Below are 17,633 nucleotides of genomic sequence, written 5' to 3'. Positions count from 1 at the left end.
CGGCTTCCGCACACGGCATCAACTTCCGTGCCATGCCCCTCACTTACTCCAGTGAGGGGCGCCGCCCATCACCCTGACTCATGCCAGCTGTGCGGGGCGCGGAAGCCCGGTGTGCGTTCCAGGCGGCGCCAGCCCGCCGTGCTGTCGGCGCAGGGCGCCGTGGCGGAGTCGGGCCGGGCGGCGGCTCGGGCGAGGAGGACCGCGGTGAGGGCTGCGATCTCCTCGGCGCTCGCCTGCCCCTTCTCGACGCGGAGTTCGGCGGCGACCGCGCCGGCCGTGGCGCTCACTGCGGGGGGTTGCCGTGCTTGCGCGACGGCAGGTCGGCGTGCTTCGTACGGAGCATCGCGAGCGAACGGATCAGGATCTCGCGGGTTTCCGCCGGGTCGATGACATCGTCGACCAGACCCCGCTCGGCCGCGTAGTACGGGTGCATCAGCTCGGACTTGTACTCCTTGACCATCTCGGCGCGCTTGGCCTCGGGGTCGTCGGCCGCGGCGATGTCGCGCCGGAAGATGACGTTGGCCGCGCCTTCCGCGCCCATCACCGCGATCTCGTTGGTCGGCCAGGCGAAGGTCAGATCGGCGCCGATGGACTGGGAGTCCAGCACGATGTACGCGCCGCCGTAGGCCTTGCGCAGGACGATCGAGACGCGGGGGACGGTGGCGTTGCAGTAGGCGTAGAGGAGTTTCGCGCCGTGGCGGATGATGCCGCCGTGCTCCTGGTCCGCCCCGGGCAGGAAGCCCGGCACGTCGAGCAGGGTCACGATCGGGATGTTGAAGGCGTCGCACATCGTCACGAAGCGACCGGCCTTCTCCGAGGCCGCGATGTCCAGGACCCCGGCCAGCGTCTGCGGCTGGTTGGCGACGATGCCCACCACCCGGCCGTCCAGCCGGGCCAGGCCGCAGACGATGTTCCGGGCCCAGCGCTCGTGGACCTCCAGCCAGTCGCCGTCGTCGACGAGCTCCTCGATCACCTTGTGCATGTCGTACGGCTGGTTGCCGTCCTGCGGCACCAGGTCGTAGAGCGTGGACGTGAGCCGGTTCACCGGGTCGTCCGTGGGGTGGACGGGCGGGTTCTGCCGGTTGTTGGACGGCAACAGGGAGAGCAGGTAGCGCACTTCCGCCAGACAGGTCTCCTCGTCCTCGTACACGAAGTGCGCCACACCGGACGTGGAGGCGTGCACATCCGCGCCGCCCAGCGCGTTCTGGGTGAGCTGCGCGCCGGTGACGGCGCTGACCACGTCCGGGCCGGTGATGAACATCTGCGCGGTCTCGCGGACCATGAACACGAAGTCCGTCAGCGCCGGCGAGTACGCCGCGCCGCCCGCGCACGGGCCGAGCATCACCGAGATCTGCGGGATCACCCCGGAGGCACGGGTGTTGCGCCGGAAGATCCCGCCGTAGCCGGCCAGCGCGGACACGCCCTCCTGGATCCGTGCCCCGGCCCCGTCGTTGAGGCTGACGAGCGGGGCGCCCGCCGAGAGCGCCATGTCCATGATCTTGTGGATCTTCGCGGCGTGCGCCTCACCGAGCGAGCCGCCGAAGATCCTGAAGTCATGCGCGTAGACGAAGACCGTGCGGCCGTCGACCGTGCCCCAGCCGGTGATCACTCCGTCCGTGTACGGCCGCTTGTGCTCGAGGCCGAAGCCGCTCGCCCGGTGCCGGCGCAGCTGCTCCACCTCCTGGAAGGAGCCGGGGTCCAGCAGCAGCGCGATCCGCTCCCGGGCCGTCAGCTTCCCTCTGGCGTGCTGCGCCCGGGTCGCCTGCTCCCCCGGGCCGGCCTCGGCCTGCGCCCGGATCCGAGCAAGGCCGGCCAGGTGCTCGCCGGTCAGCTCACCGGTCACCTCGTCGGTCACGGACATGGTTCCCCCTTACGTTTCCTCAGCCGGCGTGCGCGTGCGCGCCCCGCTCGGCGGCGGCCAGGCAGGCGCCCGTCCCCGAGCACAGGGCGGCGAACCTGCGGTCCACGTAGACCGCCGGCGCCCCCTTCTCCTCGACGTGCACGGACTGGACCTCGCCGAGCAGGATGATGTGGTCGCCCGCCGGGTAGCGCTCGTGGACCGTGCACTCGACGACCGCGAGCGCCCCGTCGAGCACGGTGCCTCCCCGTGCGGTGCGGATGAACTCCCCGCCCGCGAACTTGTCCGCGGACTTGCGCGCGAAGCGCATCGCCAGCTCGGTGTGGTCGTCGCGCAGCACGCTCACCGCGAACTCGCGGCAACTGTCGAACACCGGGAAGGAGTTGGCCGTACGGGCCAGGCAGACCAGCGCGAGCGGCGGCTCCATCGAGACGGACACGAACGAGCTGGCGGTGAATCCGTGCGGGACTCCCCCGCGGTCATGGGCGGTGACGAGCGCCACCCCGGCGGGCACCCGGGCCATGGCGTCCCGGAGCATTCCCTGGTCGGCGGCCATCTTTGACTCCTTAGGCGAGGCAGGTGGGCAGCCGCCCACCGTTGTAGGCGACCAGCTCCGAGAAGATCTCCATGGCGTCCCGCGGGGGCCTGCCCAGCAGCTCCTCGTGCGCCCGGTGCAGGTTCGCGACGAGGCGCTCCGCGTCCAGCAGGTCGGCGTAGGTGCCGAGGTCCGCCTCGCGCGCGGCCTCGAGCGGTGTCAGTCCGCTGTCGGCCGCCTCGGCGGCAAGCCGCTGGACCCAGCGCAGGTACTCCCGGTTGGCATCCAGCACCTCGGGTCCCGCCACCGGGCCGTGCCCGCCGACGACCACCTCGGGCTCCAGCTCCGCCAGCCGGTCGAGCGCGGCCAGCGTGCCGGACACCGAACCGAAGAGCACGAACGGGGTGACGCCCGACATGACGATGTCCCCGGCGAACAGCACCCGCTCCTCGGGCAGCCAGACCACCACGTCGTGGTCGGTGTGCGCGGGGCCGACGCGAAGCAGTTCGGTCCGTCGCTCGCCGACGTGCACGGTGAGCTGGTCGCGGAAGGTCACGGTCGGCGGCGTCACCTCGATCTCGCCCCAGTCGACGCGCGGCCAGAGCCCGGTGAGGGCCAGGCCCGTCGTCACCATGGCGGTCCGCATGTCCTCGTGCGCGATGATCTGCGTCCCCGGCGGGAAGACCTGGTTGCCGAACGCGTGGTCGCCGTGGAAGTGGGTGTTGACCACGGTGCGGCCCGGGCCCGCGGCGAGCTTGTCGACCGTCTCGGCCAGCCGCCGCGCCCTCGGGATCGTCGACAGCGTGTCGACGACGAGGGCGCCGTCGCCGCCCACGACGATGCCCGCGTTGCTGACACACCAGCCGCCGGGGGCCTGCTCGTAGGCGTAGACCCCCTCGGCGACCTCATGGACGGCGGCCGTCATGGCGCCGGCCTGGCAGCAGCGGCGGCTGCAGCTGCAGCCGCGTGGTTGAGCGTGGCCCGGCTGTTGGCGCCGAGCGCCTCACGCAGATAGGCGCGGGCGTCGGCGACGGTCGTGCCCTCGCCCAGGACCTCTTCGATCCGGGTCGGGTCGATCGCCACGGTGTGGCGGGCGGTGACTGTGTCCTTGTCGTTCTTGTCGTTCTTGTCGTTCTTGTCGAACAGCCAGGCGCCGCTGTGTCCGGAGAGCAGGGCGGGCGGGACGAGCTGCTTGTACACGATGCTCTCGCCGGGGAAACAGAGCCGGATCGAACGGGTCGTGTGCGTGCTGCCGTCCGCGGTCACCGTCTCCATGGTCATGTCCTGTACGCCGGGGGAACCGGTGTCCGCCGCCTCCTCGGTCAGCGTCACCTTCCCCACGTGCGGCAGCCGGTCCGGCCACAGGTCGCTGCGCTCGATGAAGGCGTAGGCGTCGTCGGCGGACGGCACCTGGAGCGTGTCCTCGAACGTGAACAGGAGCTCCTCGACGGGGTGTTGCTGCTCCGCGAGCCGGGCCAGCGCGGCCAGCTCCTTCTCGCTGTTCGCGTCCAGCGCCGCGCGCAGTCCCGGCAGGGCGGCTTCGTCGACGGCGGCGAAGTCGTGGGTCAGCACGATCTCGGTGCCGCCGCCGTCCTCCCGGAACTCCCAGCTCCCGCCCATCGAGGCGATGGGCGGCTGGGTGCGCTCCTGCCGGAACGTGACCCGCAGGGCATCGGGGTCCAGGGTCCGGCGGGACGTCCAGGTCTTCACCTGGCCGGCCACGCTCGCCCAGATCTGGAAGCGTTCCGTGCCCCGGTCGCGCTCCAGGATCCGCACATGCACCGCGGGTTCGAAGACGGCCGGCCAGAGTTCGGCCCGCGCGACCAGCTCGTACAGCCGTCGCGCCGGGGCCGGCGTCTTGCGGGTGTGGACCACCCGGTGCTCCACCCGGTGCTCTTCCGGCCGGCTCATGCTGCCTCGGCCAGCGCGCCGTTGACCAGGTCGAGCAGCTCGCGAGGGGTGTCGACACGGCCCGCGACGTCGTCGGGGATGGCCACGCCGTAGCGGCTCTCCAGCCGCGCCGCCGTCTCCATCAGGGCGAGCGAGTCGTAACCGATGGTCTCGAAGCGGGTGTCGAGGATGTCCCCGGACAGGTCCGTTCCGTCCGTCTCACCCGCGCATTCGATGAGGACGCGGCGCAGGTCGTCGATGGTCAGCAGGGTTGCCATTACGGTCTCCAGTTCTCGGTGTCGCTATGGGGTGGCTACGAGGTCGGTTCGGGGCGGCGCAGGACGACCGCCGAGTTGAAGCCCCAGCGGCCCCTGGCCAGGACCAGGGCGGTGCGCAGGGGCGCGGTGCGCGACTCTCCGAGCACCAGGTCGATGCCGTACTCCTGCGGTACGGACCGCACGCCCGCGGTCGGCGGGATCACGCCTTCGCGCAGGGACATCAGGGCGGTGACCACGTCGAGCGGGCCGCCGCCGGAGTAGAGGCGACCGGTCGTCGTCTTCGGGACGGTGACGGGCACGCCGTGGCTGCCGAACACCTGGCCGATGGCCCGGGCCTCAGCGGCGTCCAGCTCGGGTACGCCCGCGCCGTCGGCGAACACGACGTCGACGTCCTCGGGGCCGAGCCCGGCGTCGGTCAGCGCGAGCCGGATCGCGCGCTCCAGGCCCGGGGGCCGTCCGGAGCCGGGGGCGGGGTCGAAGGTCGAGGCACAGCCCGCGAGTTCCCCGTACGTCTCGTGCCGGCCCCGGGCCTCGGCCGCGGCGCTGTCCTCCAGGACGAGGATGGCGCCGCCCTCGCCCGGGACGTAGCCGGCCGCCTGCTCGTCGAAGGGCAGATAGGCCCGGGCCGGGTCGGTGGCGGTGCTGACCCGCCCGCCGGCGAGCTGTGAGACCCAGCCCCAGGGGTCGAGTGCCGAGTCGACGCCGCCGGAGACCACCAGCGGGGTGCCGCGGCGGATCGTGCGGCGGGCATGGGCGAGGGCGTCCAGGCCCCCGGCCTGCTCGGCGACCAGGGCACTGCTCGGGCCGCGCATGCCGTGCCGGATGGAGATCTGGCCGGTGTTCACCGCGTAGAACCATGCGAAGGACTCGTACACGCTGACCGACTTGGGGCCCTCGGTCCACAGCTTGCGGAACTCACGGTGCGTGAAGTCGAATCCGCCGCAGGCGTTGGCCGTGACCACGCCCATGTCGTAGTCGGTCAGCGACTCCGGGTCGGCCTTCGCGTCCTGGAGTGCCCAGGCCGCGGCGGTCAGCGCGAGCCGTGTGGAGGGGTCCGTCTGCGGCAGCAGCCGGCCCGGGACGTGGTCCGGCGCGTGGAAGTCGTCGATCTGGCCGGCGAGCGTGGCCGGGTACCGGCTCACGTCGAAGCGGGTGACCGGGCCGAGGCCGAAGCGGCCGGCCAGCACGGCCGCCCAGTACGGCTCCAGGCCGAGACCGTTGGGTGCGACGACGCCGACTCCGGTGATGAGGATGCTCATGCGACAGCCCCCGCAGCCTCGGCGCTGCGCAGGACCATGGCGCTCTGGAAGCCGCCGAAGCCGCTGCCCACGGTGAGTACGGTCCCCAGCTTCCGCTCTCGTGCCTCGAGCGGGACATAGTCGAGATCGCACTCGGGGTCGCTGGTGTGCAGGTTCGCGGTCGGTGGCACCACGCCGTGTTCGAGGGCGAGCACGCTGGCCGCGATCTCCAGCGAGCCGATCGCGCCGAGCGAGTGGCCGACCATCGACTTGATCGAGCTGACCGGCGTGCGCCGGGCGTGATCGCCGAGCGCCCGCTTGTACGCCGCGGTCTCGTGACGGTCGTTCTGCCGGGTGCCGGAGCCGTGGGCGTTGATGTAGTCGATGTCCGTGGCGTTGGTGCGGGACTCGTCGAGGGCGACCCGGATGGCCTCGGCCATCTCGCGGCCGTCGGCCTTCAGCCCCGTCATGTGGTACGCGTTGCAGCGCGTCGCGTACCCCGGTATCTCGGCGTGTATGTGGGCGCCGCGGGCCAGCGCGCTGTCGTAGTCCTCCAGGACGAACATCGCGGCTCCCTCGGCCAGTACGAAGCCGTCGCGCGTGCCGTCGAACGGCCGCGAGGCGTGCTCCGGGTCGTCGTTGCGCGACGTGGTGGCGCGGATCGCGTCGAAGCAGGCGACGACGATCGGGGTGATCGGGGTGTCGGCGGCCCCGGCGAGCATCACGTCGGCGCTGCCCTCCTCGATCAGCCGCACCGCGTGGCCCACGGAGTCCAGGCCCGAGGTGCAGCCGTTGGACACCATCGCGACCGGGCCCTCGGCGCCGACCGCCCAGGCCACTTCGGCCGGCATGACGCTGGGCACCAGGTAGTCGAACATGTGCCGGGACAGCCAGTCGGCGTCGACCTCCCATTCACGGCCGGAGTCCGACAGCAGCAGGTACTCGCGCTCCAGGCTGGTCGCGGCGGCCACCGCGCTGCCGAGGCTGACCCCGACCCGGGTGGGGTCCAGGCGATCGAACTCGAGTCCGCTCGCGGCGACGGCCTCGCGGGCACAGGCCACGGCGAACTGCGAGGCCCGGTCCATACGGTCGAGCTCGCGCGGGCCGAAGCCCTCGGCGACCGGGTCGAAATCGGCCTCCGCGGCAACCTGCGAACGGTACGGCGAGGGGTCGAAGAACGAGATCCGGCGCGTCGCCGTCCGCCCCGAGGTGAGCAGTTCCCAGAACTGCCGCGTGCCGTTCCCGCCCGGGGCGCGGACGCCGACGCCCGTGATGACGACTCTGCGCTTCAATCCGAACAGCTCCTTCGATGAGTTCGTCCGGTGGTCTTCGTCATCGTCGGCGCCGTGACTCGAAAGCGGCTCGAAGGCCGATACCAAGCCCCTCGATGCCGGATCCACCGTCGCGGCGTCCCAGCCGCACCCCACCTCTCTTCGACCGGCGTTCGAGCCTGGCGCCCAAGGCTGGGCAGGTGAGGGACCACTAAGCAGGGAGAGGGACACATGGCCACGCAGGGCTCGAAGGTCGCACTGGTGACGGGCGCAACGAGCGGTATCGGGCTGGAGATCGCCCGAAGGCTCGGTAAGGAGGGGTTGCAGGTCTACGTCTGCGCGCGCGGCGAGGAAGGGCTGCGCACGACGCTGAAGGAGCTGCGGGAAGCGGGCGTGGAGGCGGACGGCCGGACCTGCGACGTCCGCTCGGTCGCCGAGATCGAGGCCCTGGTCGCGGCGGTCGTCGAGCGCTACGGTCCGATCGACGTCCTGGTGAACAACGCGGGCCGGCCCGGTGGCGGTGCCACGGCCGAGCTCGCCGACGAGCTCTGGCTCGATGTGATCGACACCAATCTCACCAGCGTGTTCCGGGTGACCAAGCAGGTCCTGAAGGCCGGCGGCATGCTCGAGCGGGGATCCGGCCGGATCATCAACATCGCCTCGACGGGCGGGAAGCAGGGTGTGGTGCACGCCGCCCCGTACTCGGCGTCGAAGCACGGCGTGGTCGGTTTCAGCAAGGCGCTCGGCCTCGAACTGGCCAGGACCGGCATCACGGTGAACGCCGTCTGCCCCGGATTCGTCGAGACGCCGATGGCCGCGAACGTGCGCGAGCACTACTCGGAGATCTGGGAGGTGTCGACCGAGGAGGCCTTCGACCGGATCACCGCGCGCGTGCCGATCGGCCGGTATGTGCAGCCGTCCGAGGTGGCGGAGATGGTGGCCTATCTGATCGGGGACGGGGCGGCCGCGGTCACCGCGCAGGCGCTGAACGTCTGCGGCGGCCTGGGGAACTACTGACGCCCGGCGGCGCACCGACTCCTGGCGGTCCGTGAACGCGGTGGAGCCCCTCGCAGTCTGCGAGGGGCTCCACCGCGTTCACGGGCCGGCCGGTGTCTACGCGAGCACGTGGTCACCGTTGAGAATCTCCATATGCATGCGCTGGATTTCGGGTGTCGGATCCACCCCCAGTTCGTCGGAGAGTATCTGCCGGAGATTTCGGTACGATGCCAGTGCCTCCGCCCGCCGCCCCACCTGGTAGAGCGCGCCCATCAGCTTGGCGTGCAGGGTCTCGTTCAGCGGATGTGAAATTACCAGCGACCTCAGCTCCGGAATCATCGGCCCTATCCTGCCGAGCCGCCAATTCGCGTCGATGCGGAGCTGCACTCCGAAGAGCCGGAGCTCTTCCAGATGAGCGATATGACTTTCGAGCACCCGGCCGCACGGCACCGTGGACAGCGCCGGGCCGCGCCAGAGATCCAGTCCCGCGTTCAGCGAGGCGAGTGCCTCCTCGGGCCGGCCCTCCTCGAGCAGCCTGCTGCCGTTGCGGATCAGCCGCTCGACGATGGTGACATCGAGCTCGTCGTCGTCGATCAGGGCGAAGTAGCCGGGTGGCCGGGTCAGGACCAACTCCCGTTCCTCGCCGGTCACCTGATGCTCCGCCAGCAGCCGGCGGGTGTGGTAGACGTAGGTCTGCAATGTCGTCATGGCACTGCGCGGCGGATCGTCCGCCCACAGTTCCTCGATGAGCACCCCCGCGCCCACCACCTCATGCCGTCTGAGCAGCAGCAACGCCAGGAGTTGCGTTGCTTTCGAGGATTTAAGCGGAATTAACCGCCCCGTATCAGTGATTACATGAACATGCCCCAACAGATTGAATCTCATCCTGCGCCCCCGTCGAGATTCTCCGTTTTCTTAGGGGCGACGATAACAGGCCTACTTGACAAACTTCAATGTGGTTGGGGTCACAGAAGATCATTTATTTGTCAAAATATAAATCAGCGCAGCAAGCTGCGCTGATTCACACTTTACTGCTTTTCACTGGGAAACAGGAGCCGGTGCCTCCGAATTCGCAGAATCGGAAATTCCCGATCCGGCCATTTCCGCGGGAGTGTCCTCGCGCCGGAAGAGCGCGTGCGGCCACCACATCCACCGGCCGACATCGAGGGTGAGCGCGGTGACCAGGACCGACCGCACGATCATGGTGTCGAGCAGGATGCCCACCGCCACCGTGAAGCCGAGTTCGGCGATGAAGACCAGCGGCAGCGTGGCCAGGGCGGCGAAGGTCCCGGCCAGCACCAGACCGGCCGCGGTGATCACGCCACCGGTCGAGGTGAGGCCCTTGAGCGCCCCCTGCCGGGTGCCGAACCGGTTGCTCTCCTCCCTGATCCGGGTGACGAGGAAGATGTTGTAGTCGACGCCCAGGGCGACCAGGAAGACGAACACCCAGAGCGGGAAGGCGGAATCTGCCCCCGCGAAGTCGAAGACGTGGTTGAAGAAGAAGGCGGCGAGACCGAGCGCCGTGAAGAAGGACAGCACCACGCTCGCGATCAGCAGCAACGGAGCCACCAGGGCCCGCAGCAGCAGCGCGAGGATGCAGAACACCACGGCGAGGATCACCGGGATGATCAGGCCGCGGTCGCGGCTGGACGCCTCGCGCATGTCGTGCACGACGGCACTGCTGCCGCCCACCATCGCCTCCGCCCCGTCCAGCCGGCCGAGGCTCTCTCGGGCCGCGGTGACAGCGTCCATGGCCGCCGGACTGTCGGCTCCGGCGCTGAGCGTCGCCTCGAGATAGGCCAGCCCGTCCTTGACCTGGGGTTCCGCGACCTCAGTGACGCCGGGCACCTTCTCCAGCGCGCCGCGCACCTCGGCCGCCGAGGATTCCTTGGCGATGACGACCATCGGCTCACCGGAACCGGCCGGGAAGTGCCGGGCGAGGATCTCCTCACCCACCACCGACTCCGGCTTGGTCTTGAAGCCGTCCTTCTGCTGCAGCCCGTCGGCGTTCAGGGTGACGGCCAGCACGGCCACGGCGCCCAGCACCAGGCTGGTCGTGATCCAGACCGTACGCGGGCGGCCGGAGACCATGCGGGCGACCCGCGTCCACACGCCCCGGGTGATGTCGGGCTCCACGCCGTGCTTCGGCTTGGCCGGCCAGAAGATCCAGCGTCCGAAGATCACCAGCAGAGCGGGCAGCAGCGTCATCATCGACAGCAGGCCGACCAGCACGCCGACGGCACAGACGGGCCCGAGGCCCTTGGTGGAGTTCAGCGCGGCCAGCAGCAGGACGAGCATGCTGATGGCGACGGTGGCGGCGCTGGCCACGATGGCGGGACCCGCCCGGTGCAGCGCCACGGCCATGGCCTCGTGCCGGTCCTCGTGCCGCCGCAGCTCCTCCCGGTAGCGGGCGACGAGCAGCAGCGCGTAGTCGGTGGCCGCGCCGAGCACCAGCACCGTGAGGATCATCGCCGTCTGGGCGTTGACCGTGAGTCCCGCGTGCTTGGCCAGCAGGTAGATGATGGCCTGCGAGATCACCAGGGACATGCCCGCGGAGATCATCGGCAGCAGCCACAGCAGCGGACTGCGGTAGGTGACGACGAGGATCGTCACGACGATGAGGAGGGTGACCAGGGTCAGTTTGAAGTCGGCGCTGCTGAACGACTCCGCGGAGTCGGCGGCATAGCCGGTCGGGCCCGTCACATGGACGCCGAGACCGTCGGGTGCGTTCGGCTGCGCGGCCTTGCGCAGATCCTTGGTGGCCTCGTTGAGCCCCTCCCAGCCCTCCTTGCCGAGGTGGACGTTGACCACGGTGCGCAGGGCCTTGCCGTCCTTGGAGCGCACCGGGCCGAACGGCTCGCCCACCACGTTCTTGCCGTCCGCGAATTTCGCGGCGTCGGCCCGAGCCTTCGCCTCGTCGGCGGCCGTGATCCCGGAGGCGCGGTCGTAGACGACGATGGCCGGGCTGGTGTCGGCGGGCTGGAACTTCTCGGAGAGTTCGAGTACTTCGGTCGATTCGGCGTTGCCGGGCAGCCAGGCGGCGGCGTCGTTCGACTCGACGTCGCCGAGCTTTCCGGCCAGCGGCTGGAGCACGATCAGCAGACCGATCCAGCCCACGAGCACCAGCCACTTGAGCCGGCGGCCGCCGGGCCAGGCCAGCAGTTTGCGTGTCATCTAGAATCCCTCTTCCTCACGAGGCTTGGGCGGCAGCCGGAAGGCCAGCGCGAAGGCCACCGCGAGCAGTCCGATCACGATCCAGAGCGTGCGGACCATCGCGGTGCTGAAGTTCTCGGTGTGGGCGGTCTGCCAGGCCCGCGCCGTGGCCTCGGCCAGCTCCGGCCGGGCCTGCTGGATGTTCCGGCAGCTGTCCGGCGTCCGTTCGGAGTCCTTCTGGCTCGCCGATTCCTTCAGGCAGTCCCGCAGGTCGGCGAGGAGCCGGTCCTGCTCGGCCGACGTCGCCCCGGCGGCGGTGAGTTCGGCCCGGGTCCGGCTCTCGCCGTCGGCGACGCTCGCCGTGGCCTGGGAGCCGAGCAGCCCGAAGAACAGCGTCGCGAGCACCGCGACGCCGACCGCGAAGCCGAGTTGCTGGACCGCGGTGAGGACGCCGGAGGCGGTGCCGGCCTCCTGCTTGTCGACGTCGGCCAGGGCGATGTCGAAGAGCAGACCGATCATGATGCCCATGCCGAGTCCGGCCACGGCGATGCCGGGGACGAGCTCCCAGCTGGTCAGTCCGCCGGCCTGGTCGCCGATGGTCAGCAGCATGATCAGGACGCCGAGTGCCATCACCACGAGCCCGCCGTGCAGGGCCTTGCGGCCGAACTTCGCGCCCAGCACCGCCCCGGTCAGGATCGCGCCGACGACCAGGAACACCGACCAGGGCGTCATCGTCAGCGCGGCCCGGGTCGGGCTGAAGCCCAGGCCGATCTGCAGATGCAGACCGAGCAGCAGGGACATTCCGGAGATGCCGGTGAAGAACACCAGCGCCACCGCAAGGCCGGCGGCATAGCGGGACCGGCGCAGCAGGCTGAGCTCGATGAGCGTGGCGCCGCCGCGCTTCTCCTGCCGAAGTTCGTAGGCGACGAAGGCGGCGAGCACGGCCGCTCCGGCCGCCATCAGCACGAACGTCCAGGCGGGCCAGCCGCGTTCGCGCCCCTGGACTAGCGGGAAGATCAGCAGGGTCAGCCCGAGCGTCACCAGCAGCATGCCGCCGACGTCGAACTTCGGTCGTACGGGCGCCTTGCCCTCGGGCAGCAGCAGCACCGCACCGATGATCACGGCTGCCCCGATCGGCAGGTTGATCAGGAAGACGGACCGCCAGCCGGTGCCGAACAGATCGGCGTCGACCAGGAATCCGGCGATGATCGGGCCGAGCACGGCGCCCAGTCCGATGGCGGGCCCGAACGCGCCGAACGCCGCCGCGCTCTCCTTGGGCGGGAACATCTGCTTGATGAGGCCGAGCCCCTGCGGAATCATCAGCGCGCCCAGCCCGCCCTGCAGGAAGCGCGCGGCGATGAGCATCTCGGAACTGCCCGCCACCGCGCACAGCACGGAGGCCAGGGTGAATCCGACGGCGCCGATGACGAACATGCGCTTGCGGCCGTAGATGTCGCCCAGTCGGCCGCCGACCACGAGCAGGACCGCGAAGGCGAGCGTGTATCCGACGGTGATCCACTGGATGACGCTGAGGCTGCCGCCCAGGTCGGCGCGGACGGCGGGCGCGGCGATGTTCATGACCGTGCCGTCGAGCAGGTCCATGATCTCGGCGCCGAGGATGACTGCCAGCGCAGCCCAGCGGCGCGCGTAGGCCGGGGGCTCGGCCGCGGCTGCGTCCGGCCCGGGATCCTGCCCCGACACCAGTGCCGTCGGAGGCGCGGCGCCCCCGTCCGGCCCTTCTGCTTCAACGGAACTCATGGCATCCCCCGAGGTGTTCGACAGCAGGTCTATGGACGACCACCGTTCTATAGTGGAACGGTGGTCGTGTCAAGAAACGGTGGCCCGTCGATGCCATACGATGGGTGCCACCTGCTGCGAAGCGATGGAAGGAGGCCCATGCCCGAGGAGATCCCCGTACCTCCGTGGCGCCGGCCGAAGAAGGCGCCGCCGCGCATGCCCCTGACCCAGGACCGGATCGTCGACACGGCGCTCGGCATTCTCGACGCCGAGGGACTCGACGCGCTGAGCATGCGGCGGCTCGCACAGGAGCTGAAGACCGGGCACGCCTCGCTGTACGCGCACGTGGGGAACCGGGACGAGCTGCTCGACCTCGTCTTCGACCTCGTACTGACTGAGGTGGAGATCCCGGAGCCGGAGCCGGGGCGCTGGGCGGAGCAGGTCAAGGAGATGTGCCGGTCACTGCGGCGGATGTTCCTGGCCCACCGGGACCTGGCGCGCATCGCGATCGACCGGGTCCCGCTCGGCCCCAACGGGATCATGGGGATGGAGCGCACCCTGAACCTGCTGCGCGCGGGGGGCCTGCAGGACGAACTCGCCGCCTACGGGGGCGACCTGCTGTCGACCTTCGTCACGGCGGAGGCCCTGGAGCAGTCGTCCCGGCATTCCGGTGCGGAGCAGAGCGAGGAGCAGGCCGGCATGTTCGCCGACCAGCTCCACGGCTATCTGAAGTCGCTGCCGACCGCCCAGTTCCCGAACCTGGTCCATCTGGCCGGCCCGATCACCTCGCTCGACTCCGACCGCCGGTTCGAGCTCGGACTCGAGATCATCATTGCCGGCCTGGTGGCCGGAGCCGGGGCCGGCGACGGTGCGGACGACGGTGGCAGCAACAGTGCGGCCGCCACTGTCAGGCCGGCAGGATCGACCCCTGTGGGGTCATGAAGACGGCCTTCGGCGGTCCCATCAGACCGGGCAGAGAGCTCAGCGCCTCCCGCAGCTTCGCCGAGCGCGGGTCGGCGCTGAAGTTCTCCCGGTAGGCCTGCTCACTCTCCCACTGGGCGTAGTTGACGACCGCGGTGCCGTCCGTGCTCGCGTGATACGTGGCCGACAGAAAGCCGGGCACCTCGCGGATCCACTCCTGCACGCCACCCGTGGCCAGCTCCACCAGCTTGCGCTGGGTGGCGGGGCCGTCCACCGGGAAGGTGACGACGGCGACAAAGCCCACCTGGGGATCGTTCACTTCAGCCATCGTTGCTCCTCCTCAGCAGCTCTCCGGCATACAGCGTCGCTCCCGGCCCGAACTGCAGCCCGATATGGCTCGCAGCCGCGTGCACATCGCGCCAGAGGCGCTGCAGCGGGCTGTCCTGCGACTGCGCCCTGGTGCCCGCACTGGCGAACAGCCGGTCGGTCGCGGCGGTCAGCAGCTCGGCCGCAAGCGCGCAGTCCCGCGCCCCACGGCCGACGAGTTCACCGGTCACCCCGCCCGCGTCGGCGACCGCGGCGACCCGCTCCAGCAGCAGCTGGGCCGCGTCGATCTCGCCGGTGGCCCGGGCCAGGGTGTGCTCGTACAGCACACGGTCCTGGGACGAGACGGCGTTCTGCCCGGTCGGCCCGGCCAGCTTCGCGGCGATCCACGAGGTCCACACGGCCGCGGCGCCGCGGGCCGCGCCGAGCATCGGCAGCGCGAAAGCCAGCCCGTTGACCGCCCGCATGGGCACGGTGTGGCAGATCGCCTCCGCCCCCGGACCGACGCCGGCCGCGATGGCCGCACGGGTACAGGCCCGCGAGTCCGGCACGAACACCCCGTCGAGGACAAGGGTGTTGCTGCCCGTTCCGCGCATGCCCATCGGGTACCAGCTGTCGACGATGCCGTACGCGTCTCGCGGCACCGCGAAGAACCACGGCTCCTCCCCCGCCTTGGCGCACACCAGCGCCCAGTCGGAGTGGTCGACGACGCTGACGAACGGCCAGGTGCCCGAGAGGTGCCAGCCGCCCGCCGTCTTCTCGGCGCTGCCGAGCGGCATCAGGGCACCGACGATCAGCGCGTCGGGGCCGTCGGACCACAGCTCGGACTGGCCCTCGTCCGGCAGATAGGCGGCCATCCGGCCGAGGCTCGCCGTGAGCGAGGCGTACCAGGCGGTGGAGGCGCAGGCCTCGCCCAGCACCGCGACCGGCTCCACGAGCTCGGCGAAGGTCGCGGCCCGGCCGCCGTGCGCCACCGGGACGAAGTGGGCGGCGAAACCGGCCTCGAGGACCGCACGGACGACGTCGGGGCTCAGCCGGCGCTGCTGCTCGGCGTCGGCCGCCCGCTTCCCGGCGAGCTCGGCGATCCGGTGGGCGCCGGCCACCAGCGGTGACCGCGCCTGGATCTCCTGGGTCTGCTGGGTCATCGCGTCCTCGCTCATGCCGCGTCCATCGGGGCCCAGCCGGTCTTGGCCAGCCACTGGTCGAGGGTGAGCATCTGCGGGAACTGGGCGCGCAGCGTGGGGATGTCGGCGTGGTAGCCGATCCCGTTGAGCCAGGTGTACGAGATCGCCTGCCATTCGAAGCCCGTGCGGTGCAGCTCCGGTATCGGCACCGAGACGAAGCGGGCGGGCAGTCCGGTGTGCCGGCCGAACGCGTCCGCGATCTGCTCGCCGGTCAACTCGTCCCCGGCCAGCTCGATCTTGGCGCCGCCGAAGGTCTCGGGGTCGTCGAAGGCGTCGGCCGCGAAGTACCCGATGTCGGGGCCGCTGATCATCTGCAGGGTGTTGGTCGGCCCGAGCCCCCGCCGGAAGGTCAGCACGCCGTCCTCCATGACGAGGGGCGACATGTCGTGGTTCAGGTTCTCCATGAAGTACGACGGCCGCAGGAAGGTGAAGTTGAGCTCGTTCTCCTGGATCCGCTGCTCGATCGCGAGCTTGGACAGCCGCCAGTTCACGCCCTCCGGCTGCTCCGCCCCGCCGACCGAGCTGTGGACGTAGTGCTGGATGCCGAGGTCACGGGCGGCGTCGGCGCAGATCTTGCCCTGCCGCTCCTCGCCCTCCACGCCCGCCGGTGTCATCGGCGTCTGGATGCTGAAGACGCCGTACGCGCCCTTCATCGCCGCGCGCACCGACTCGGCGTCCTCGAGGTCGCCGGTGTGCAGGGTGGCGCCCAGTTCGCGCAGCTCCTTGGCCTTGGGCGCGCCCGGGTCGCGGACGAAGGCCCGCACGGTCCAGCCGCGTTCCAGCAGGTACCGGGCCGCGGAGCCGCCTTGCTTGCCGGTGGCGCCGAGGACCAGTACGGGCTTGTTCTCATCGGGCATGGCTGTGCCTTTCGTTGGTCGTCGTCACGAGTCGGTCGTCACGCGTCGCGGGAACCGGCGGGCGAGGTGGACACCGAGAGCCGGCGGGCCGACAGCCGCACCCCCTGACCGAAGTAGCGCTCCAGGAAGAGCCCCAGGCCGAAGGCGAGTCCGCGCGGCCGTACGGCCTCCTCCCGGCCGCCGTTGTCCCGCCGGAGCCAGCGCGCGTCCAGCGCGCGGAAGCCGATCCGGTCCACGGACAGCACCTCCTGCCCGTCGGCCTTCCAGTGGACGGTGCCGGCCGCGGCGTCGTAACCGACCTCGAGCCGGTGGAGCGTGCCAGGGGTGCGGTCCGCGACCGGGACGCAGTAGGTGAAGGACGCGAACTCGGCGTCCGGCTGCAGCGCGAGTCGCTCGTAGACCGCGTAGAGGCGGCCGTGCGTGAGGAAGAAGTCGAAGATCATGCCGGTCTCGAGGTCGACCGAGATCAGACCGCCCGCGCCGAGCCGGGCGTCCGTCGTCGCCTCGGCGACGTCGTCGTACGGGTGGGAGCGCAGGCCGAAGCCGCGCAGTCCCATCTCGGCCTTGACCGAGAGCAGTTCGCCCGGCACCGCGGTGAACCCGCCGCGCGCGGAGGCGGTGCCGCCGGTGGTGAAGGCCCCCCACCGCAGATGGAGCGGGGAACCGTCCGGCCCCGGCTTCGGCTCGGTGAACGCCGGCCGCCTGGTTCGAGGTTGGACGGCGCTCGGCACGACCGTCAGGCCGTCAGGGCCGCCGCGGACCACCCCGTCTCCTTCGGGGAGACCGTCGACCGGGCGCAGCCGCCATGGCGCGCCCGGTCCCTCGGTCACCAGTCCCCCGGTGAAATCCTCGCGGAAGATTTCTGTGCTCATCCGGCCCTCCCCGTGGTGTGCCCGTCCTACGGGCTCCACCCTGGCAAGAGGGCATCGAGGTCCGCTCGAAGCGGAGTCGAAGGCGCCTGGGTCACAGGCGCCTCAGTCAGAAGGCGCCTCGGTCAGACGTTGCGGCCGCGCTGAGCGGTGTCCTCGCCGAGGCCCCAGGTGATGATGCGCTTGGGGTGGATACGGATCATCGCGGTGCCGAAGTACGGGTGCGGCGGCTGGGCGTCGGTCAGTGCCTCGGCCCGGCCGCGCACTTCGATACCGCGTACGTTCCACGGCTGCATGGAGAGCAGATCGTCGACGACGAAGGCGACCTGGTCGTTCTTGCCGACGTTGCGGAACTTCTTGCTGGCCGTCAGGTTGTGCCCGCCGATGTCGATCGTGCCGGTCTCGGTGTTGATCGTGAACGAGACGGGATTGACCTGGGGCTGCCCGTCGGCCGCCACGGTGGCCAGCCGGCCGAGGTTCTGGGAGGCGTAGTACTCGAGCTCGTCAGGAGTAAAAGGCATG

18 protein-coding genes are annotated in these 17,633 nt (G+C 70.6%); 2 read left to right on the top strand and 16 right to left on the bottom strand.

Going from position 1 to position 17,633, the window contains the following annotated elements:
- Nucleotides 1–68 precede the first annotated feature (68 nt).
- Genes EHO50_RS42955 through EHO50_RS42920 form a run of 8 tightly spaced genes read right to left on the bottom strand, consistent with a single transcriptional unit; the run spans nucleotide 69 to nucleotide 7,226 of the window.
- Nucleotides 69–287, bottom strand: coding sequence for an acyl-CoA carboxylase epsilon subunit (locus EHO50_RS42955; protein ID WP_128437326.1), 219 nt, complete (start codon nucleotides 285–287; stop codon nucleotides 69–71).
- Nucleotides 284–1,861, bottom strand: a complete 1,578-nt coding sequence (locus tag EHO50_RS42950; RefSeq protein ID WP_128437325.1) for an acyl-CoA carboxylase subunit beta — start codon at nucleotides 1,859–1,861, stop codon at nucleotides 284–286. The genes EHO50_RS42955 and EHO50_RS42950 overlap by 4 nt, the downstream gene beginning before the upstream one ends.
- Before the next feature lie 19 nt (nucleotides 1,862–1,880).
- Nucleotides 1,881–2,414 (bottom strand): flavin reductase family protein, encoded by a 534-nt coding sequence (locus EHO50_RS42945; RefSeq protein WP_128437324.1) that lies wholly within the window; start codon nucleotides 2,412–2,414, stop codon nucleotides 1,881–1,883.
- A gap of 10 nt (nucleotides 2,415–2,424) precedes the next feature.
- Complete coding sequence (locus tag EHO50_RS42940) at nucleotides 2,425–3,318, bottom strand: MBL fold metallo-hydrolase (protein WP_128437323.1); 894 nt, start codon at nucleotides 3,316–3,318, stop codon at nucleotides 2,425–2,427.
- Nucleotides 3,315–4,304, bottom strand: a complete 990-nt coding sequence (locus EHO50_RS42935; RefSeq protein ID WP_128437322.1) for an aromatase/cyclase — start codon at nucleotides 4,302–4,304, stop codon at nucleotides 3,315–3,317. Before EHO50_RS42935 ends, EHO50_RS42940 begins: the two co-directional genes overlap by 4 nt.
- Nucleotides 4,301–4,561, bottom strand: coding sequence for an acyl carrier protein (locus EHO50_RS42930; RefSeq protein ID WP_128437321.1), 261 nt, complete (start codon nucleotides 4,559–4,561; stop codon nucleotides 4,301–4,303). The genes EHO50_RS42935 and EHO50_RS42930 overlap by 4 nt, the downstream gene beginning before the upstream one ends.
- Nucleotides 4,562–4,596: 35 nt before the next feature.
- Nucleotides 4,597–5,820 carry a ketosynthase chain-length factor gene (locus tag EHO50_RS42925; RefSeq protein ID WP_128437320.1) on the bottom strand — a complete coding sequence of 408 codons (1,224 nt, stop codon included), beginning with the start codon at nucleotides 5,818–5,820 and terminating at the stop codon, nucleotides 4,597–4,599.
- On the bottom strand, nucleotides 5,817–7,226 hold the full coding sequence (locus EHO50_RS42920) for a beta-ketoacyl-[acyl-carrier-protein] synthase family protein (protein ID WP_128437319.1): 1,410 nt from the start codon (nucleotides 7,224–7,226) through the stop codon (nucleotides 5,817–5,819). Before EHO50_RS42920 ends, EHO50_RS42925 begins: the two co-directional genes overlap by 4 nt.
- Before the next feature lie 75 nt (nucleotides 7,227–7,301).
- On the opposite strand from EHO50_RS42920, the gene EHO50_RS42915 reads away from it, so the two are divergent.
- The gene (locus tag EHO50_RS42915; protein WP_128437318.1) at nucleotides 7,302–8,087 is read left to right on the top strand and encodes a 3-oxoacyl-ACP reductase; all 786 of its coding nucleotides are present in this window, start codon (nucleotides 7,302–7,304) and stop codon (nucleotides 8,085–8,087) included.
- Between the two features lie 96 nt (nucleotides 8,088–8,183).
- On the opposite strand, the gene EHO50_RS42910 is transcribed toward EHO50_RS42915, so the two are convergent.
- The 3 genes from EHO50_RS42910 to EHO50_RS42900 form a co-directional block, all read right to left on the bottom strand.
- Entirely contained in the window at nucleotides 8,184–8,951 is a 768-nt protein-coding gene (locus EHO50_RS42910) for an AfsR/SARP family transcriptional regulator (RefSeq protein ID WP_128437317.1), read from the bottom strand.
- Between the two features lie 153 nt (nucleotides 8,952–9,104).
- Entirely contained in the window at nucleotides 9,105–11,240 is a 2,136-nt protein-coding gene (locus EHO50_RS42905) for an MMPL family transporter (RefSeq protein WP_128437316.1), read from the bottom strand.
- Nucleotides 11,241–12,977, bottom strand: a complete 1,737-nt coding sequence (locus tag EHO50_RS42900) for an MFS transporter (RefSeq protein WP_128437315.1) — start codon at nucleotides 12,975–12,977, stop codon at nucleotides 11,241–11,243.
- Between the two features lie 90 nt (nucleotides 12,978–13,067).
- Between EHO50_RS42900 and EHO50_RS42895 the strand changes: the two genes are divergently transcribed.
- Entirely contained in the window at nucleotides 13,068–13,898 is an 831-nt protein-coding gene (locus EHO50_RS42895; protein ID WP_425472386.1) for a TetR/AcrR family transcriptional regulator, read from the top strand.
- Here EHO50_RS42895 and EHO50_RS42890 read toward each other — a convergent pair.
- From EHO50_RS42890 to EHO50_RS42870, 5 genes are all read right to left on the bottom strand, one after another.
- Nucleotides 13,864–14,205 carry an antibiotic biosynthesis monooxygenase gene (locus EHO50_RS42890; RefSeq protein ID WP_128437314.1) on the bottom strand — a complete coding sequence of 114 codons (342 nt, stop codon included), beginning with the start codon at nucleotides 14,203–14,205 and terminating at the stop codon, nucleotides 13,864–13,866. The genes EHO50_RS42895 and EHO50_RS42890 overlap by 35 nt on opposite strands.
- A complete protein-coding gene (locus EHO50_RS42885; RefSeq protein ID WP_128437313.1) occupies nucleotides 14,198–15,361 on the bottom strand; it encodes an acyl-CoA dehydrogenase family protein in 1,164 nt (387 codons plus the stop codon). Before EHO50_RS42885 ends, EHO50_RS42890 begins: the two co-directional genes overlap by 8 nt.
- Nucleotides 15,358–16,242, bottom strand: a complete 885-nt coding sequence (locus tag EHO50_RS42880; protein WP_128437312.1) for an NmrA/HSCARG family protein — start codon at nucleotides 16,240–16,242, stop codon at nucleotides 15,358–15,360. Before EHO50_RS42880 ends, EHO50_RS42885 begins: the two co-directional genes overlap by 4 nt.
- Before the next feature lie 38 nt (nucleotides 16,243–16,280).
- Nucleotides 16,281–17,114 (bottom strand): DUF6081 family protein, encoded by an 834-nt coding sequence (locus tag EHO50_RS42875; RefSeq protein WP_128437311.1) that lies wholly within the window; start codon nucleotides 17,112–17,114, stop codon nucleotides 16,281–16,283.
- Between the two features lie 122 nt (nucleotides 17,115–17,236).
- Nucleotides 17,237–17,632, bottom strand: a complete 396-nt coding sequence (locus EHO50_RS42870; protein WP_128437310.1) for a PPOX class F420-dependent oxidoreductase — start codon at nucleotides 17,630–17,632, stop codon at nucleotides 17,237–17,239.
- Nucleotide 17,633 lies beyond the last annotated feature (1 nt).

The organism is Streptomyces cyaneus, assembly GCF_004028635.1.
Taxonomy (GTDB): domain Bacteria; phylum Actinomycetota; class Actinomycetes; order Streptomycetales; family Streptomycetaceae; genus Streptomyces; species Streptomyces cyaneus.
This window is presented reverse-complemented; position numbering and strand designations above follow the sequence as displayed.

What these genes read in the sequence shown, in the direction of transcription:
- EHO50_RS42950 (WP_128437325.1), bottom strand. Translation starts at nt 1,861, where the DNA reads ATGTCCGTGACCGACGAGGTGACCGGTGAGCTGACCGGCGAGCACCTG.
- EHO50_RS42945 (WP_128437324.1), bottom strand. Translation starts at nt 2,414, where the DNA reads ATGGCCGCCGACCAGGGAATGCTCCGGGACGCCATGGCCCGGGTGCCC.
- EHO50_RS42940 (WP_128437323.1), bottom strand. Translation starts at nt 3,318, where the DNA reads ATGACGGCCGCCGTCCATGAGGTCGCCGAGGGGGTCTACGCCTACGAG.
- EHO50_RS42935 (WP_128437322.1), bottom strand. Translation starts at nt 4,304, where the DNA reads ATGAGCCGGCCGGAAGAGCACCGGGTGGAGCACCGGGTGGTCCACACC.
- EHO50_RS42930 (WP_128437321.1), bottom strand. Translation starts at nt 4,561, where the DNA reads ATGGCAACCCTGCTGACCATCGACGACCTGCGCCGCGTCCTCATCGAA.
- EHO50_RS42925 (WP_128437320.1), bottom strand. Translation starts at nt 5,820, where the DNA reads ATGAGCATCCTCATCACCGGAGTCGGCGTCGTCGCACCCAACGGTCTC.
- EHO50_RS42915 (WP_128437318.1), top strand. Translation starts at nt 7,302, where the DNA reads ATGGCCACGCAGGGCTCGAAGGTCGCACTGGTGACGGGCGCAACGAGC.
- EHO50_RS42910 (WP_128437317.1), bottom strand. Translation starts at nt 8,951, where the DNA reads ATGAGATTCAATCTGTTGGGGCATGTTCATGTAATCACTGATACGGGG.
- EHO50_RS42905 (WP_128437316.1), bottom strand. Translation starts at nt 11,240, where the DNA reads ATGACACGCAAACTGCTGGCCTGGCCCGGCGGCCGCCGGCTCAAGTGG.
- EHO50_RS42900 (WP_128437315.1), bottom strand. Translation starts at nt 12,977, where the DNA reads ATGAGTTCCGTTGAAGCAGAAGGGCCGGACGGGGGCGCCGCGCCTCCG.
- EHO50_RS42895 (WP_425472386.1), top strand. Translation starts at nt 13,068, where the DNA reads ATGCCATACGATGGGTGCCACCTGCTGCGAAGCGATGGAAGGAGGCCC.
- EHO50_RS42890 (WP_128437314.1), bottom strand. Translation starts at nt 14,205, where the DNA reads ATGGCTGAAGTGAACGATCCCCAGGTGGGCTTTGTCGCCGTCGTCACC.
- EHO50_RS42885 (WP_128437313.1), bottom strand. Translation starts at nt 15,361, where the DNA reads ATGAGCGAGGACGCGATGACCCAGCAGACCCAGGAGATCCAGGCGCGG.
- EHO50_RS42880 (WP_128437312.1), bottom strand. Translation starts at nt 16,242, where the DNA reads ATGCCCGATGAGAACAAGCCCGTACTGGTCCTCGGCGCCACCGGCAAG.
- EHO50_RS42875 (WP_128437311.1), bottom strand. Translation starts at nt 17,114, where the DNA reads ATGAGCACAGAAATCTTCCGCGAGGATTTCACCGGGGGACTGGTGACC.
- EHO50_RS42870 (WP_128437310.1), bottom strand. Translation starts at nt 17,632, where the DNA reads ATGCCTTTTACTCCTGACGAGCTCGAGTACTACGCCTCCCAGAACCTC.